Source organism: Flavobacterium columnare NBRC 100251 = ATCC 23463, assembly GCF_002530675.1.
Taxonomy (GTDB): domain Bacteria; phylum Bacteroidota; class Bacteroidia; order Flavobacteriales; family Flavobacteriaceae; genus Flavobacterium; species Flavobacterium columnare.
This window is the reverse complement of record NZ_PCMX01000021.1, coordinates 1-511: the sequence shown is the minus strand read 5'-3', so window position 1 is coordinate 511 and position 511 is coordinate 1. Positions and strand designations below refer to the sequence as shown.

1 pseudogene is annotated in these 511 nt (G+C 33.1%); it reads right to left on the bottom strand.

Annotated elements, in window-relative coordinates:
* Positions 1-511 (bottom strand): annotated as a pseudogene (locus B0A78_RS03885) (hypothetical protein); the annotation flags it as partial.

Sequence of the window (511 nt, the reverse complement as noted above, 5' to 3'; positions counted from 1 at the left end):
GTTTTGGCTTTGGCTATATCGATCCCTTTATCAAGTAAATCAAGCAAATCAAATTCTTTTTTTATCTCAACGGCTACTATCGGGGCTGCTTTTACATTGACTTCATAAAATAGTGCTATATTTTGGTTGGCTAATTGTTTGTAATACATTCCAGCATTTATGGCAATACTAGGCGGGATAATTTCTATATCTACATCGCCTTTACGTTCTGCTATTTTTTCGAGGGCTTTTATTTTTCGTAAAACCTTTTGAATCTTCTTTGCTTTTCCTGTTAGGTTTCTACCTCGGGTTAGGTATATAATTATGATTTCTATAACAATAGTAAGTAATACCATTACATAAATAGCATAAGCCGCGGCATACTTGGTATATTTTGTTTGAGTGATTAAGTTTACTTCGGTACCTTTTAATATTAATGCTTTACCTGCTTTTTCAATGTCACGGTCGTGTATAACGTGTGCACCATACTGATAATCTTCGGCTTGTTTTTCTATATAATCAAACAATAAAT